At 61.5% G+C, this 16257-nt stretch carries 14 protein-coding genes; 6 read left to right on the top strand and 8 right to left on the bottom strand.

The window, feature by feature from the left end; genetic code table 11:
- Positions 1 to 59: 59 nt before the first annotated feature.
- Both GCT19_RS05840 and GCT19_RS05845 read right to left on the bottom strand, forming a co-directional pair.
- Positions 60 to 854: an enoyl-CoA hydratase/isomerase family protein gene (locus tag GCT19_RS05840; protein ID WP_152851293.1), complete on the bottom strand. Its 795-nt coding sequence runs from the start codon at positions 852 to 854 to the stop codon at positions 60 to 62.
- Between the two features lie 135 nt (positions 855 to 989).
- Positions 990 to 2186, bottom strand: coding sequence for an amidohydrolase family protein (locus tag GCT19_RS05845; protein ID WP_152851294.1), 1197 nt, complete (start codon positions 2184 to 2186; stop codon positions 990 to 992).
- 14 nt (positions 2187 to 2200) lie between these two features.
- Here GCT19_RS05845 and GCT19_RS05850 point away from each other — a divergent pair, with 14 nt between their 5' ends.
- A complete protein-coding gene (locus tag GCT19_RS05850) occupies positions 2201 to 3844 on the top strand; it encodes an MFS transporter (protein WP_227749195.1) in 1644 nt (547 codons plus the stop codon).
- Positions 3845 to 3952: 108 nt separating this feature from the next.
- Here GCT19_RS05850 and GCT19_RS05855 read toward each other — a convergent pair whose 3' ends face one another.
- Positions 3953 to 4747 (bottom strand): IclR family transcriptional regulator, encoded by a 795-nt coding sequence (locus tag GCT19_RS05855; protein ID WP_026228818.1) that lies wholly within the window; start codon positions 4745 to 4747, stop codon positions 3953 to 3955.
- A gap of 246 nt (positions 4748 to 4993) precedes the next feature.
- Between GCT19_RS05855 and GCT19_RS05860 the strand changes: the two genes are divergently transcribed.
- Positions 4994 to 5758 carry an SDR family NAD(P)-dependent oxidoreductase gene (locus tag GCT19_RS05860; RefSeq protein ID WP_152851295.1) on the top strand — a complete coding sequence of 255 codons (765 nt, stop codon included), beginning with the start codon at positions 4994 to 4996 and terminating at the stop codon, positions 5756 to 5758.
- Between the two features lie 729 nt (positions 5759 to 6487).
- Here the strand turns inward: GCT19_RS05860 and GCT19_RS05865 are convergent.
- The 5 genes from GCT19_RS05865 to GCT19_RS05885 all read right to left on the bottom strand — a co-directional run bounded on the left by GCT19_RS05865 (position 6488) and on the right by GCT19_RS05885 (position 11670).
- A complete protein-coding gene (locus GCT19_RS05865; protein WP_018436119.1) occupies positions 6488 to 7942 on the bottom strand; it encodes an NAD(P)(+) transhydrogenase (Re/Si-specific) subunit beta in 1455 nt (484 codons plus the stop codon).
- Complete coding sequence (locus GCT19_RS05870) at positions 7943 to 8263, bottom strand: NAD(P) transhydrogenase subunit alpha (RefSeq protein WP_018436118.1); 321 nt, start codon at positions 8261 to 8263, stop codon at positions 7943 to 7945.
- Between the two features lie 17 nt (positions 8264 to 8280).
- A complete protein-coding gene (locus GCT19_RS05875) occupies positions 8281 to 9432 on the bottom strand; it encodes a Re/Si-specific NAD(P)(+) transhydrogenase subunit alpha (protein ID WP_152851296.1) in 1152 nt (383 codons plus the stop codon).
- Between the two features lie 153 nt (positions 9433 to 9585).
- Positions 9586 to 10827, bottom strand: a complete 1242-nt coding sequence (locus tag GCT19_RS05880; protein WP_152851297.1) for a CaiB/BaiF CoA transferase family protein — start codon at positions 10825 to 10827, stop codon at positions 9586 to 9588.
- 48 nt (positions 10828 to 10875) lie between these two features.
- The gene (locus GCT19_RS05885) at positions 10876 to 11670 is read right to left on the bottom strand and encodes a crotonase/enoyl-CoA hydratase family protein (RefSeq protein WP_152851298.1); all 795 of its coding nucleotides are present in this window, start codon (positions 11668 to 11670) and stop codon (positions 10876 to 10878) included.
- 221 nt (positions 11671 to 11891) lie between these two features.
- Here GCT19_RS05885 and GCT19_RS05890 point away from each other — a divergent pair, with 221 nt between their 5' ends.
- The 4 genes from GCT19_RS05890 (at position 11892) to GCT19_RS05905 (ending at position 16252) form a co-directional block, all read left to right on the top strand.
- A complete protein-coding gene (locus GCT19_RS05890) occupies positions 11892 to 12668 on the top strand; it encodes an enoyl-CoA hydratase (protein ID WP_152851299.1) in 777 nt (258 codons plus the stop codon).
- A gap of 107 nt (positions 12669 to 12775) precedes the next feature.
- Entirely contained in the window at positions 12776 to 13762 is a 987-nt protein-coding gene (locus GCT19_RS05895) for an NAD(P)H-dependent flavin oxidoreductase (protein ID WP_018436113.1), read from the top strand.
- Positions 13759 to 14946 (top strand): CaiB/BaiF CoA transferase family protein, encoded by a 1188-nt coding sequence (locus GCT19_RS05900; RefSeq protein ID WP_152851300.1) that lies wholly within the window; start codon positions 13759 to 13761, stop codon positions 14944 to 14946. Before GCT19_RS05895 ends, GCT19_RS05900 begins: the two co-directional genes overlap by 4 nt.
- Before the next feature lie 13 nt (positions 14947 to 14959).
- Positions 14960 to 16252 (top strand): acetyl-CoA hydrolase/transferase family protein, encoded by a 1293-nt coding sequence (locus GCT19_RS05905; RefSeq protein WP_152851301.1) that lies wholly within the window; start codon positions 14960 to 14962, stop codon positions 16250 to 16252.
- Positions 16253 to 16257: the final 5 nt, after the last annotated feature.

Here is a 16257-nt window from a genome sequence, read left to right on the forward strand (position 1 = left end):
GATCTCCCTGCCCGCGCCCGCCGCCACCTACATCGCTAGCGCCGGACGCAGTAAAAAGCTCAACGTCCCTTGAACACCGGCTCGCGTTTCTCGCGAAACGCGTTGACCGCCTCTTGATGGTCTTCCGTCAGATTCGACAACGCCTCGTATGCAATCGACGCGTCGAGAATGGAATGCGCAAGTTGCTTCAGGCCGATGTTGATCGACGCCTTGGTCCACTGGATGGCGCGCGAAGCGCCGTTGGCGAGACGCTTCGCCATGGCGTCGACAACGGCATCCAGCTCGTCGGCCGGCACGGCATGATTGATGAGACCCAGTCGTGCTGCCTCTTCCGCGGTGACGAGATCGCCCGTCAACAGGTATTCCTTCGCCTTCGCATAGCCCACGAGCTGCGGCCAGATCACCGCGCCGCCATCGCCCGCCACGAAGCCGACTTTCACGTGCGGATCACCGATCTTGGCGTGATTGGCCGCATAGCTCAGATCCGAGAATAGCGCGATCGTCGCGCCGAGGCCAATTGCATGACCGTTGATCTTTGCGATGACCGGCTTCGGACAATCTAGCATCGAGAAAACAATTTTCTTCGCGCGCTGCATGCCTTCGAGAAACAGCGTCGGGTTGTCGATGACCTGCTGCATATGCTCGATATCGCCACCCGCGCTAAAAGCCCGCCCTGCGCCCGTCAGCACCACGACCCGGGTTTCATCATCCTCGGCGACATCGAGAAAAAGCCGCGACATCTCGATGTCCATTTGCTCGTCGAACGCGTTCAACGTTTCAGGGCGGTTGAGCGTGACGGTCAGGACGCCGCCATCGCGTTCGAGCAATAACGCCTTATAGTCCGAAATATTCATGGCTAACCTATTCACAATGAAGAAATCCGGCGGGACGGCAGGACAATCTGCCGCCGTCGACGGACGCTGCATTCGCGTTGCCGCGCGAATGCACGACGCCGTTCAGCGCACCTCCGGCGTCCAGCGCAAAACCGATTACACGTGCAGCGGAATGAACCGGCGACCGTTGTCGTACATGATCTTGCGCGTGTCCTCTTCGGACAGCGCATTGCAGGCTTCCGACGCAAAGTCCTTCGGTTCCGGCACCCCTTCCGCGTGCGGATAGTCGGAACCCATCAACAGGAAGTCCGACGAACCCGTTTGAGCGATGATCTGGGCGATGTCGTCCTCAGGATACGCGACCACGAAGACATTTTCCTTGAAGATCTGGCTCGGGCGCTTCTTCAGCTGACCGCACGGCCAGTAACCATTCTTCGCCATCCCCCGGCACTTGTCCATTTTGACGAGCATCGACGGCACCCATTCCGCGCCGTTTTCCGCGCTGCACAGCTTGACGCGCGGGAAACGTTCGAAGAAGTTATAGAAGATGAACGACGACAGCGTCTCCATCACGGGACGCTCGCCGTAGCCGTGCATCCAGACGAAGGCGGTCTGACGCTGGCGCGACTGCTGCACCGGCTCGCCCCAAACGGCCATGTGATCCTTCATGTAGATCGCTTCCGACACGTGGAAAGTCACGCGCACGCCAGCCTCGTTCAGAATCGACCAGAACGGATCGAAATACGGGTCCGCCGGCGCACGGCCATTGAACGGCCCCATCGGCATCAGAACCACGCGCACGCCGTTCGCAACCAGCCACCTGGCCTCTGCCACGGCCGCATCGAGATCATCCAGCGTGACGACCGGCGTCGTGTAGATGCGATCCTTGTAGTTGAAGCCCCAGTCTTCCAGCATCCAGCGGTTGTACGCGTGCAGAACCGCGTTGGCCGCGACCGGCTCGTTGAGATACGAAATGCACGCGACCATTTCGCCGATGTACATCGTGCAGGCCTCGACGCCGAATTGGTCCATCTTCTGCAGACGCGCGTCGCGGTTGAACATGTCCGGGGTCGGCGGCACGCGCATATCGACGTTATCTTTGCCTTCCTTCATCGCGCGCAGCCATTCATGCAGCTTGCCCGGCGGCGGCACGTGCCCCTCGGCCGAGGTGTAGCCCTCGCTGATTTCCACCTTGCGGTCGCCGACATACATACAGCGGTTGCCGTCTGCCGTCACGCGGCTGGTAAATGACCAGTCCTTCTTGAACTGCTCCGGCAAGTAGCGGCTGAATGCGTCTTCGACTTCATAGAAGTGCGTGTCCGCGTCGTAGATCTTCCCTTGATACGCCTGCATGTTCTATCTCCTGATTGTGGGGAGCGCTGCTGAACGAGCGCCCTCGAGAGAAGTATCGGGTCAAGCCATCGACTGAAAAACTCTCATATCGAACTCAGAAGCGTCGATATCGTATTGATATCGGGCAGCGTCCTCGCCACCCTTTGTGGTCTGTATCGATCATCCGGCACAAACATGAATGCGAACGGCGTTCGTATATCAGTATAATCGAACGATACATTCAACCGGAGACGTTTATGCAAGCCGAAGTACTCTCCCAGCAGGCACATCGAGCACAGCGCGTAGCCGAACCACCGCGCGGATTCACGATGGCGATCCTGCTTGCCGCAGTAGCAGCATCGTCTGGCATTACCGTCATCTATACCGTGCTGGTCACGCTCTACAAGGCCTTTCCCGAGTCGAACTCAGTGAGCTGGACCGTGACCGCATACTGGCTCGGCTCGGCGGTTTTTGCAGCGGTCAGCGGGCGACTCGGTGACCTGTTGGGCTACCGCCGAATCCTGCTGGCGGTGATGTCGGTCGCTGCGGCCGGCGCAGTCGTCGCTGCATGCGCGACCGATGTCGGCATCCTCGTCGCGGGTTGTGTGATGCAATCGATCGCGGCAGGCATTACGCCACTCTCCATCGGGTTGGTTCGCGAGAACTTGCCGCCGGCCAGGGTGCCAGCCGCGGTCGGATTGATCAGTGCGGCGGGAATGGTATCGGCGGGGCTGATTTATATCTGCGCGGGCGTGGTGGTGGATCACTATTCGTGGCAGGGCGGCTTCTGGTTCAAAGTCGCGCTTTGTGTCGTCGCCGTCGCCGCCGTACGCGTGTGGGCTCCGCCGTCTCCACCGAATCCCGGCGTGCGGATCGACTACATTCGAGGTCTCGCGTTTGCTCCGGCACTTTGTGCCATCCTCTTCGCCGTGCAGGAAATCCGCGTGTGGGGGCTCGGCGATGTGCGGCTATGGGCTTTGATCGTTGGCGGGATGATCGTGCTCGGACTCTGGGCGCGCCATCAACTCCGAGCCCGTCATCCGCTCATCAATGTACGTCTGCTGAAAATGCGCGAAGTCGTATTGGCGAATGCATGCATGGCATTCCTCGCGGCAGGCGCCATGCAGTTGGGACAAGTTTTCTCGCTGCTCGCCCAGCAACCTGCCGGCACGCGCGCCGGATTCGGGCTGAGCGCAACGGCGGCTGGACTACTAATGTTCAGCATCAACATCGTCGCGCTGGTCGCAAGCCCGTGGAGCGGCCGCGTTGCGGCCCGCTACAAGGCCCGCCCCGCTGCCATGATCGGCATGCTCATACTGGCCTTGGCCTGGACCTCACTGATCGTGCTTCATCGCAGCCTGCTGCTGTTCGTGCCAGGCGCGGTGCTGTGCTCGTTCGGCCTCGCCTTCACGAGCACGGCGCTGTACAACCAGATCGTGGAAACGACGCCTGCACATCAGACAGGCGAGGCAACGGGCATGCTCTACGTGTTCTTCTCGTGTTTCTTCGCGGTAGGCGCCCAGGCGGTCTTTTCACTGCTGCGCAGCGCGACGGCCGGACACAGCGGTGCATCGTTTCCCGCCGATAGCGGCTATGTTTCGGTATTCGTCTACATCGCATGCAGTTCGATTGCCGGACTTCTGATCGCTTCCCTGCTGCCGAAGCGTCGTACCCACTGATTGTCGTTTCGATCGATGCGTTGCACTTACGTGCAACGCATCTTCAACTGCGCCACGGCCGCGGTACAGTGAAGCACGCGCTTCGCTGTGCCGTCGTCGGCTTGCCGGTCACTCCTCTTCTGCTTGCCCCAACGCGGACGCCCGCTGCGCGACTCTGATCATGTTCTCTTCGAGTCGACTACGTTCGCGATCGAAGCGCTCGAGCGGCGCACCGATTGCCATTGCCGCGATCACATTGCCATTCGGCCCGAAGATCGGCGACGACACACCGGCGGAATCCGGCAGCAGTTCGCCGCGACTCACCGACAGACCGCTTTGCAGGATCTGGTCGAGTTCGTCACGCAGCGCCTTCTTCGTTGCTATCGTTTGCGGCGTGCGACGCTCGAACTTGACCGTCTTCATGTAATCGGTAACGAAAGCGTCCGGTGCATGGGCCAGCAGTACGCGCCCCGCAGCCGTGCAATAGAGCGGGCGGCGTAGACCGATGTGCATTGAATAGCGCACGGATTGCTCGCTTTCGATCACGTCGACATAGGTGATCTCTTTATGCTCGGCGTCAAGCACACCGATATACACGGTTTCATTGGTGCTCTTCGAGAGATCCACCAGGAACGGGCGCAGCATCTTCGAGAAGTTCCAGGCGGCCATCACACCTGCCGACAACCGGAAGATCGACGGCCCCAAACGATAGCGGCCTGCGTCGTGCATCAAAAACCCTTCCGCCACCAGAGGTCTCAGCAGATTGAGCAGGCTGCTCTTTGGCGACTCGAGGGCGACGTTCAGTTCTGCCAGCGACATACCGTCCGGAGACTTCGCCAGCACATCGAAAATTCCGAGGAGTCGGGTCAGCGAGCGCGGCCCGCTGACGTCCCGGTCCGCCGGCGCTGAGGTCTCTTTCAACATGATTTTCCCCATGAATTGACTGTATCGATTATACGGGAACTATTCACATAGTTTTACAACGATCGCAATGTGGCACAGTTTTGCGTCATCCGAATTCGGGAATACGCCAGGACGTCGCCACATGCCGATTGCGCTATATTTGAACGACGTTCAGAAAATTGGAATGCCGGGCATCGCTTTCCGGAACATCCTTGCGGTGCGCTTGCGCGTCGAACAACAGCATTCATCATCACTTCTGGTTCACACATGCACGCGAAAAAACTGACAGAAAAGGTCGCCATCGTGACCGGAGGCGGACAAGGCCTCGGACTCGGCATTGCTCGCGCGCTTGCCGCGGAGGGAGCGAGTCTGGTCCTGACTGGTCGAACGGAGGCCAAACTCACGCAGGCTGCCGAAGAATTGACCGCTCTTGGTTCGCAGGCGCTCGTGGTGCCCGGTGATACGCGCAATCGTGCCGACGCCGTTCGGACGGTCGAGCTTGCCGTCGAGCGATTCGGACGTGTAGACGCGCTTATCAACAATGCACAGAGCAGCAGCCCGGGTGTACCGCTTGAGTCTGTCACCGACGATGACTGGAGCAACACGCTCGAGTCGGGCTTGTACGGTACGCTGTATTTCATGCAAGCCGCATTGCCGCAGATGAAGTCACGGGGCCGCGGCGCCATCATCAACTTCGGTTCGCGCACCGGCATCGAAGGTCTCAAGGGGTTCGGCGCGTACGCCGCAACCAAGGAGGGCATTCGTGGTCTCTCGCGTGTGGCGGCGCGCGAATGGGGCGCCTATGGCATTACCGTCAACGTCATTTGCCCGGCAGCGCTCACGCCTGCTGCGGAAGCCTACCTCGAAGCCAATCCGCAGGAACGCACGCGCTATCTCTCTGAAATTGCAGTTGGGCGCTTCGGCGATCCCCAGCGCGATATTGGACGAACAGTTGCATTTCTGTGTAGTGACGACGCTAATTTCATAACAGGGCAGACTATCAGTGTGGACGGCGGGCAGTCAATGCTTTAGTGCGTCTTTTTGAACGCAGTGCAATATATGAAACGACCAGTTGCATTTTCAATAGATCAAGAAATGATCTAATTAAACAAATTGTTGCATTATCGCGAACTTCGATCCGAGCAATCATCTCGCGCCCGGCGCGTACCACGAAGATCGAAGAGTGATCAGGGATTTCTCCTCTCACACACTTCGCGAGAGCGTGTGGAGTTTGGCCTTGGCTGCGGGACACGAAGCCAAGGCGTTTTTTTCACCGTTGCTTCTGGATATATTCGTCGACGCAGGCGTTAGCACGTGCAGACACCAAGGCTCACCTTAGCCTGCAAAACAATCAACGGCTGGGTGGGGGGAAGACGTCGCGTTGGATGCGCATTGCGAGAGAGAGCGACGCGCGAAGAGACCGCGCTGCCGCCCCTCGAGGGCAACGCAGGGCCAGGGGCCCCGCATTGCACTAGAAGTAGAGGCCGATCGCGGAGAGTGCGGTTCCGATCCGTCTGTTAGGAAGGTTCTTAAAACCATTCTGACGTGAAGGACGGCAAGTGCACGTCCATCCAGTCGAATTCGCTGCGGCAGTTCCCCCAAGCCCACGGCGGTGACTTCCCGCCTCGTCCGGCAGCGTCCGAACCTTGATGCGGTCGCGAGATGTCCCGCCCGTCCCTGCCCGAGTCGATTTTTCCTACTGCTGACTGGTCTGTACTTACGATACGACTGCTGCCTCTGCCGGTCGTCATGATTCGCCCCTTAGCTGCAATTTTTTACCATCTCTTCGATTACCTTCTTCGCATCGCCGAACACCATCATTGTCTTGTCCATGTAGAAGAGTTCGTTGTCGAGGCCCGCATAACCGGCGGCCATCGAGCGCTTGTTCACGATGATGGTGCGCGCCTTGTATGCCTCGATGATCGGCATGCCCGCGATCGGCGACTTCGGATCGTTCTTCGCCGCCGGATTCACCACATCGTTCGCGCCGAGCACCAGCACTACGTCGGTCTGGCCGAATTCGTTGTTGATGTCCTCCATTTCGAACACGAGGTCGTAGGGCACCTCGGCTTCCGCGAGCAGCACGTTCATGTGACCGGGCATGCGGCCAGCCACTGGATGAATCGCATAGCGCACGTCCACGCCCTTTTCGACGAGCTTGTCAGTCAGTTCCTTCAGCGCATGCTGCGCGCGCGCCACCGCGAGACCGTAGCCCGGCACGATCACGACACTCTCGGCGTTACCTAGCATGAACGCCGCATCATCGGCGGAGCCCGCCTTCACCGGACGCTGCTCCTGCGCGCCACCCGCTGCCGCTGCGCCCGCCTCGCCGCCGAAGCCGCCCAGCAGCACGCTGAAGAACGAGCGGTTCATCGCGTGGCACATGATGTACGACAGAATCGCGCCGGAAGAGCCCACCAGCGAACCCGCGATGATCAGCATCGCGTTGTTCAGCGAAAAGCCGATACCCGCCGCCGCCCAGCCCGAGTAGGAGTTCAGCATCGACACGACAACCGGCATGTCCGCGCCGCCGATCGGGATGATGATCAGCACGCCGAGCACGAACGCGATGATCGTCATGATGATGAACGGCAGCCACGACTGCGTGAGGAAGAACAGCACGCCGAAGCCGAGCATCGCGAGCGCGAGCATCAGGTTGATCAGATGCTGGCCAGAGTAGACCACGGGCGCGCCCTGAAACAACCGGAACTTGTACTTGCCCGACAGCTTGCCGAAAGCGATCACCGACCCGCTGAACGTGATCGCCCCCACGAAAGTGCCGATGAAAAGTTCGATACGGTTGCCGTATGGCAGGAAGCCCGGATACGGCGCATCTTCTGCAACCAGCCCAAACGCGGCCGGATCGGAAACTACCGCGTACGCAATGCAGACAGCAGCAAGACCAATCAGCGAATGCATTGCCGCGACCAGCTCGGGCATCTTCGTCATTTCGACGCGCGCGGCGACATAGGCGCCGAGACCCCCGCCCACCACGAGCGCCGCGAACAGCAACGCAAGCCCAAGCCCGAGGTTCGAGCCGAACTGCGCGGACTCCTTCACGATCAGCGCAAGGGTGGTGAGAATGGCGATGGTCATGCCGACCATGCCGAACATGTTGCCGGCGCGCGCGCTCCTCGGGTTGGAAAGCCCCTTGAGCGCCTGAATGAAACAGACCGATGCCACCAGGTAAAGCAGCGTAACGACGTTCATGCTCATTTACGCACCCTCCTTGCCGGTGAGCTTCTTCGGCTCTTTCTTGCGAAACATCTCCAGCATGCGCCGCGTGACGAGAAACCCGCCGAACACGTTGACGGCCGCGAGCAGCACGGCGAACGTGCCGAAAAACTTGCCCGCGCCGCCCACGGTCAGTCCCGTGGCGAGCATTGCGCCGACGATGACGATCGCCGAAATCGCATTGGTCACCGCCATGAGCGGCGTATGCAGTGCAGGCGTGACGTTCCAGACCACGTGATAGCCGACGTAGACGGCTAGCACGAAGATGATCAGATTGATGACCGTGTGATTGATGACTTCCATTCCTGTTCTCCTTCTCGTCATGCCTTGCGCGTGACCTGGCCGTCACGGGCCAGCAGCGTAGCCGCGACGATGTCGTCGGCGAGATCGATGTTGAGAGTGCCCTCTTTCGTGACGATCAGCTTCAGGAAGTCGAGCAGATTGCGCGCATAGAGCGCGGAGGCATCGGCGGCGACCATCGAGGCGAGGTTCGTGTAGCCGCAGATCTGCACGCCATGGTGTGTCACGACTTGGTCGGCCTCCGTGAGAGGGCAATTGCCGCCGCGCCGGCCCGTGGCCTGCTCGGCGACCGGACCGCGTCCCGCCGCGAGGTCGATCACGACGGAGCCCGGCTTCATCGCCTGCACGGTTTCCGAAGGCAGCAGCGTCGGCGCGTCGCGGCCCGGAATCAACGCGGTCGAGATGACGATGTCGGCCTGTTTCGCGCGCTCGTGCACCAGCGCCGACTGGCGAGCGAGCCACGAAGCTGGCATGGGGCGAGCGTAGCCGCCCACGCCTTGGGCCGCCTCGCGTTCCTCATCGGTTTCGTACGGCACGTCGAGAAATTTTGCGCCGAGCGACTCGATCTGCTCCTTGACCGCGGGGCGCACATCGGAAGCTTCGATCACCGCGCCCAGGCGCCGCGCCGTGGCAATGGCCTGCAGGCCCGCCACACCCGCACCCAGAATCAGCACGCGCGCCGCCTTCACGGTGCCCGCGGCGGTCATCAGCATTGGCATGAAGCGCGGATAAAGGTTCGCGGCCAAAAGCACCGCCTTGTATCCCGCGATATTGGCCTGCGACGACAGCACATCGAGGCTCTGTGCACGCGTCGTCCGCGGTGCGGCTTCGAGCGCGAATGCAGTGACGCCAGCTGCGGCGAGTTTGGCCGCATTGTCGGCGTTGAAGGGATCCAGCATGCCGACGAGTACCGAACCGCGCTTCATGAACGGCAATTCGCTCTGCGTTGGCGACTGAACCTTGAGCACGAGGTCGGCGTCGAAGGCGGCGGCTGCATCGGCGAGTTGCGCGCCCACGGCGATGTACGCCTCGTCGGGATAGCTCGCACCGACGCCCGCCCCGGCCTGGATCGTCACCGTGTGCCCCTGGGCGACGTATTTCTTGACTGTTTCAGGCGTCGCGGCCACACGGCTTTCGCTCGCCCGCGTTTCCGCGGGTATTCCAATGCGCATCAAAGTGCTCCTAATTGCATAAGCGTGATACGAACGGCTGCGGGAGGCAGCAACCATTCAACCTTCGGTCGCAATACTCTCCTCAAGGAACTGACGGGCAATCCATAAAAAAGCGCACCCTGGGAGAATGCGCTTCGCAGGCTTTTCCGCGTTCTATAGAACTTTCTTTTCGCGCAGAGCATCGATATCGGACTGCGACATACCGAGCACGTCACGCAGCACATCGTCCGTATGTTGGCCGAGCGTCGGCGGCGCGCCATACGAATCGATAGGCGTGCCGGACATCTTGACCGGATTGGCCACCATACGAACTGCCTTATCTGTGAGCGGGTGCGCGACTTCCACGCACATCGCGCGTGCCTGCACATGCGGATCTGCGAACACCTGTTCCAGATTGTTGATCGGTCCGGCCGGCACGCCGGCGGCGTCGAGTGCCGCGAGCAGTTCATCGCTCTGCCATTCGACGATCAGCGGCTCGAACACTTCGCCAAGCGCACGACGATTCTTCACGCGCAGAGCGATCTCGCTGAATCGCGGATCAGTAGCAAGCTCGGGGTGCCCGAGAACATTGCACATCCGTGCGTATTGCTCGTTGTTGCCCGCTACGATCATGATGTCGCGATCGGCGCAACGGAACATGCGGGACGGCATGCCACCATTGCCCTCGGTACCGCGCCGGATCGGAATCTGGCCAGAAACGAGGTACTGGCTTGCATAGTGCGATGTGGCAGCAATCATCGCGTCCAGCAATGCGAGGTCGATGTACTGCCCTTCGCCAGTACCGCCGTGCGCAGCGTCGCGATGATAGAGCGCCGCGATGATCGCCGAAGCGGCGTACTGACCACAGAGGATGTCCGCAAGACTGGGCCCGGTTTTCATAGGACCGCCGCCCGGCACGTCGTCACCGTTTCCGGTAACGCTCATCAGGCCGCCCATCGCCTGGAAAATCGAGTCATAGCCCGGCCGTGGGCTATACGGCCCGGTTTGGCCGAACCCGGTGATCGAACAGTAGATCAGGCGCGGATTGACCACCTTGAGGCTTTCGTAGTCGAGCCCGTAACGCTTGAGGTCGCCCACCTTGTAGTTCTCGAGCAACACGTCGCATTGTGCTGCCAGCGAGCGGATCAGCGCCTGGCCTTCGGGCGTGGAGATATCGCACGTGATCGACTTCTTGCCGCGGTTCGCGCTGATAAAAAACGTCGACTCGCGCGTGACGTTGCCCTCCCGATCCAGCAGGAACGGTGGGCCGAATTGCCGCGAATCGTCGCCCTTTCCCGGACGCTCGACCTTGATGACCTCGGCGCCGAGATCCGCCAGCATTTGAGCCCCCCACGGCCCCGCGAGAATACGACTCAGGTCGAGTACGCGCACACCCGCCAACGCGCCTTTTGTCATAACAAACTGTCCCCTTGAATTCACACCGGCTGCGCCGGAAGCCATGCATCAGCGGCCGACGAACTTCGCCGCACGTTTTTCGATGAAGGACTGAACACCTTCCCTGGCATCTTCAGTGTTGTAGAGAAACTGCTGGGTCGACTGAATAGTCGCGTAAGCATCCTGCCAGCCTTGTCCCAGCGAAACGCGCGCGTTCTGCATCGTGGCCTGCACGGCTAGCGGTGCCTGCGCCGCAATTCGCTCTGCGATCGCGAGCGCCCGGTCGAACTCCTGCCCCGCGGGCACGACATCCTGTACGAAGTTCATGTGCCGCGCCTCTTCCGCGGTGAATTCGTCGCCAGTAAGTAGTACCTTCATCGCGTTGCCCCAGCCGGCACGCTGGACCATGCGGAACGTCGCACCACAACCTGCCATGATCCCCCGCTTGACTTCAAGCTGGGAGAGACGGCAGTTATCGGCCGCCACAGCCACTTCCGATGCGAGCATCAATTCGACCGCGACCGTGAAACAGATTCCCTTGAGGGCAATGACGACCGGCTTGGTGCGCAGCGGCGCACGCAGATTGAACGGATCGACCTCGCCTTCAGGAAGCAGGGGTTTCCCTTCCCGGCGCAGCGGCGCGATCTTCGGCATATCGAGCCCTGCCGTAAAGTGATCCCCTTCGGCGTAGACCAGCCCGCAAAAGATATCGCTGCTCTTTTCGAGCTGCGTGTAAGCCATGGCCAGTTCCCTGAACATCTTCGGGGTAAATCCGTTGCGCTTTTCCGGCCGGTCGATCCCCATCAAAAGCAGGTTCCCGCGCTGCTCAACGCGAATCTGTCCGTCCTCGTGACGAGTGGTCATCCAGTGTCTCCTCGCGGTGTTTTTCCGTTAGTGAATCTGACCTCGCGCTCAATTGACAAAGCCGGGCCTCACATTCAGAATCATAAACGTCGTTCAAATAATTGGCAACGTGCGGTACGCTTCGACGCAACCCGGAACGGCGCGCCGCAGCCCACGAACCACGGGCGAGCAGGCCCGGATGCGGGCTTGAGCGTTGCCCCTCATTCCCTCAAGGAAGAACCATGGCCTACGAGACGATCATCGTCGAAACGCACGGAAAAGCCGGCTTGATCAGGCTGAACCGTCCGCAAGCCTACAACGCGCTGAACAACCAGCTGATGGACGAGCTGACGGCAGCACTCGACGACTTTGAAGCCGATCCCGCCATCGGCGCGATCGTGCTGACTGGCAGCGAAAAGGCGTTCGCCGCCGGAGCCGACATCAAGATGATGAACGAATGGACGTACATGGACGTCTACAAGAATCAGTTCATCACGTCGAACTGGGAACGCACCTCGCGTTGCCGCAAGCCGGTCATCGCCGCAGTCGCGGGTCTTGCGTTGGGCGGAGGCTGCGAACTGGCCATGATGTGCGACTTCATTCTCGCCGCCGACAACGCCCGCTTCGCCCTGCCCGAGATCACGCTCGCAACCATTCCCGGCGCCGGCGGCACCCAGCGCCTCACGCGCGTGCTCGGCAAATCGAAGGCGATGGAGATGATCCTGACCGGCCGCAAGATGGACGCCGTCGAGGCCGAACGATGCGGTCTCGTGAGCCGCATCCTGCCGGTCGACACGCTGGTCGAAGAAGCACTGAAAACGGCCGATGAGATCGCGCGATATTCGCAACCCGTCGTGGCGATGGCGAAGGAATGTGTGAACCGCGCCTACGAATCCAGCCTCGCGGAAGGCATCCTGTTCGAGCGGCGCATGGCGTATTCGACCTTCGCCACCGCAGATCGAAAAGAAGGCATGGCGGCCTTCGCCGAAAAGCGCAAACCCCAGTTTCGCGATTGTTGAATCGCCAGGAACGCCACGCACATCGTGGCTAACCGAGCACGCCAGGTCACGCGCGTCAGGCGCATTTTCCCGGCACCCAAACTTCCTATCCACATTACAGGCGCGCGATGAAACCGTATGTGAACCGCATTTCTGAATTACTCGGCATTCAATATCCCATCATTCAGGGCGGCATGCGCTGGGTCGCGCGAGCCGAACTGGCGGCGGCCGTGGGCAACGCGGGAGGCCTCGGGTTCATCTCCGCGCACACCCATGCAAGCGCCGATGCACTCGCGCGCGAAATCGACAAGGTGCGGTCGCTCACGGACAAGCCCTTTGGTGTCAACCTGACCGTTCTCGGCGCGAATGCCGGCCTCGACTATGACGGGTATGTTCGCACGATCGTGTCCCAGGGCGTCCAGGTCGTTGAAACGGCTGGCAGCAACCCCGCGAAATACATCGCCGAGTTCAAGGCACATGGCGTCAAAGTCGTGCATAAGTGCGTCACAGTTCGCCACGCGGTGAAGGCGGAATCGCTGGGCGCAGACGTCGTCAGCATCAACGGGTTCGAATGCGCGGGGCACCCTGGCGAGGACGATATCCCCGGACTGATCCTGATTCCAGCCGCAGCCGAAAAGCTCAAGGTGCCGATTCTCGCGTCCGGGGGCTTCGCAGACGGGCGCGGCCTGATGGCGGCTCTCGCGCTCGGCGCGGATGGCATCAACATGGGTACGCGTTTCATGCTCACGCAAGAATCGCCGGTCCACCCAGCGATCAAGCAACGTCTGCTGGAAGCGACCGAGCGCGATACCGTCCTGTTGGGCCGCTCGATCGGGGACCCGAGCCGCGTGGTCAAGAATAGCGTGAGCCTCGCCGCGCTCGAACTTGAGCGCAGCAAAAACGTGACGCACTCGGACCTTTACGCACTGACCGGAGCACAGCGTTGGATGGATGCGTTCGCTACGGGAGAAGTCGAAGGCGGCGCCTTCCCCGCCGGTATCGTAACCGGCCTCATTCACGACCTGCCGACCTGCGCGGAATTGATCAGCCGCATCGTGAAGGAAGCCGCCGCGATTGCGCAACGCCAGCTCGGCTTCAGCGCTGCTCTGGCATGAAACTGACCGGCCTTCGCGTCGTGGACCTGTCGCAGTTCATGCCGGGTCCGTTCCTCGCTGCCAATCTCGCCGATCACGGCGCGCAAGTCATCAAGATCGAACCGGTCACCGGCGACCCGACACGCGGCGCAGCCGGCACGGACGGCGCTTTCTTCGCGGCGATCAACCGCGGCAAGCGCAGCATCGCGCTCGACCTGAAGCATCCGGACGGACGCGAGGTCGCGCTCAAGCTGATGAACGAGGCCGACGTCGTCATCGAATCGTCGAGGCCGGGCGTGGCTGCCCGCCTTGGCATCGACTACGACACGGTAAGGCGAACCAACCCGAAGGTCGTTTATTGCGCGATTACCGCATTCGGCCAGAGCGGCCCGCTCAGTCAATTGCCCGCACACGATCCGGTGGTTCAATCGTTTGCAGGTACGCTGCCGCGCGATGACCGGGGAACGCCAATTGCCACGGGACCATCGCTCGCCGCGCTGGCCGGTTCGCTGACCGCATTGTCCGCTGTGTTGATGGCGCTGCTGCGCGCCAGGGAAACGGGGCACGGCGACTACATCGACGTGTCGCTGTTCGATGCGGCGCTCACGGCGCAGCCGTACCTGAGCGGCCGTTTGCTCAACATGCCGGCCGGGCCATCCGCGGAAGCGACCGAGAGCGATAGCGGACTCGCGATGCTCAGCACCTATGAGACCGCCGATTCGAAATGGCTCTGCCTCGGCGGCCGGGAATACAGCTTTGCCAGCAACCTCCTTACGCCGCTCGGCCGGCCCGATCTTGTCGCCGACGCGACCGGGCCGGCCGGTGAAGGCCAGCTACGCGTTCGAGCATTCCTGACGCAAACATTCCTGACGCGCACGCTCGATGAATGGCTCGATTGGTTCAAAGACCGAAACATCAGCGTCGCGCCGGTGCTCTCGGCCTCCGAAGCGCTGAACCATCCGCACGCTCACCAGCGAAGCATGATCCAGACCGATCCGTCCGGACGCGCCCACCTCGCGAGCCCGATTCACTTCCGCATGGAGCCCGCGTCGCCGCTGCTCGCGGTTCCTGGACTGGGCGAACACGCGGAGCTCGTGCTACGCGGCATTGGCTACAGCGAAGACCGGATTGCGGAACTCGTCGCTTCGGGCGCCGTGCGAGGGCAGCACAGCGACGCCCACGCTATTGCGCAAGCCGCCATTTGAGGCGAACAACATCATGCCCTTCCTGCTAGAGGCCGACGCCATCGACTTTGCGTCCATCATCCGTCCCGGCGATACCGTCGCATGGGGCCAATCGAACGCAGAGCCGCTTCCGCTCACCCGAAAGCTGCTCGAGCAACGGCACGGTATCGGCGCGTTCCGGGTCTTTCTCGGCGCCAGCAGCTACGACACGTGTCGCCCCGAGCACGCCGACTGCATCGATTTCGTTTCCTACTGCGGCAGCGGCTCCAACCGCGCACTGGCCAAGGCCGGCGCGCTCGATATCCTTCCGTGCCACTATTCGCAGTTCCCGGAGATGATGGAGTCCGGTCAGCTTGCGATCGACGTCCTGCTGCTGCAATTGGCGCCACCCGATTCGCAAGGCCGCTATAGCCTGTCGGTCGCGCATGAGTATCTGATCCCCGCGCTCGAGCGCGCGCGCATCATCGTTGCGGAGGTCAACGAACAGGCACCGTGGACTTACGGCGAACGATGTCTTCGCGACGACGAGATCGACTTCATTCTCCCGACGTCACGCGCTCTGCCCGAGAGTTCGCCGAGCCCGGCCAGCGCGACGGACCTGGCGATTGCACAACACACGGCCGCTTTAATCGACGACGGCGCCACGATCCAACTCGGCCTCGGCGCGATTCCCGAAGCGATCCTCGCTTGCCTCGGCGATCGGCGCGACCTCGGCATTCATTCCGGCACGATCGGGGACAAGGTCGCCGATCTGATGGAAATCGGCGTGATCAACAATGCGCGCAAGACCATCGACGCGGGCAAGACGATTGCCGGCGTGATGATGGGCGGCCGTCGCATTCACGAGTTCGCGCATCGCAACGACGCCATCGAGTTCCGGTCGACCCGCTACACGCACGACGCGAACGTGCTCGCAAGCATCGAGCGCTTCGTCGCCATCAACTCGGCTGTTGAAGTCGACCTGAGCGGCCAGATCAACGCCGAAGTTGCCGGTGGCGTGTATGTGGGCGCGGTGGGCGGCGCACTGGATTTCCTGCGCGGCGCGCGGCGCTCGCGTGGCGGCGTTCCAGTCATCGCACTGCCGTCCACAGCGGGCAAAGGCGCCACGCGCATCGTCGCGTCGTTGAACGGACCGGTCAGCACGCCACGCAGCGACGCCGCCATCGTGGTGACCGAATACGGCGTGGCCGATCTGCGCGGACTGACGCTGCGGCAACGGCGCGAACGCATGCTGGCGATCGCCCATCCGGATCATCGCGGCGCGCTCGATCAGATGGCGAGCGCCCTGCCCCTTCATCGCACCGGAAGCGCGACGCTCGCTGCCTGATCGCA

It is taken from the genome of Paraburkholderia atlantica, from assembly GCF_009362785.1.
GTDB classification, from domain to species: Bacteria; Pseudomonadota; Gammaproteobacteria; order Burkholderiales; family Burkholderiaceae; genus Paraburkholderia; species Paraburkholderia atlantica.